Raw genomic sequence first — 293 nt, forward strand, 5'->3', positions numbered from 1 at the left:
GATCGACAATCACCAGTTCGATCTCTTCACGCTCGATACGATCAGCAATATCTTCGACTTTACCGGTGCCGAGCAATGTCGCCGGGCGCGGTTGCGAAGTCTGCACTAGAAAACTGTCGATAATATTCAGGTCAATTGCGCGTGCCAGACCCGCAGCTTCTTCAAGCCGCGCCTCATCACTGCGGCGGTATTTCGGGCGTTCGCTCTCATCCTGATCAACGACCAGCGCATAGCGTTCCGGCAAAATCGGCACCACAACAAAAGCACGTGTCTCTTCCACCTTTGTTGTGAAG

The 293-nt window shown here is 53.6% G+C and carries 1 protein-coding gene; it reads right to left on the bottom strand.

Going from position 1 to position 293, the window contains the following annotated elements; genetic code table 11:
* The coding region (locus HBA93_RS20550) for an HflX-like GTP-binding protein (RefSeq protein ID WP_502910161.1) at nucleotides 1-293 on the bottom strand (293 nt) is incomplete at both ends.

Origin of the sequence: Ochrobactrum sp. SFR4 (assembly GCF_019730395.1) — a bacterium.
Lineage (GTDB): Bacteria > Pseudomonadota > Alphaproteobacteria > Rhizobiales > Rhizobiaceae > Pseudochrobactrum.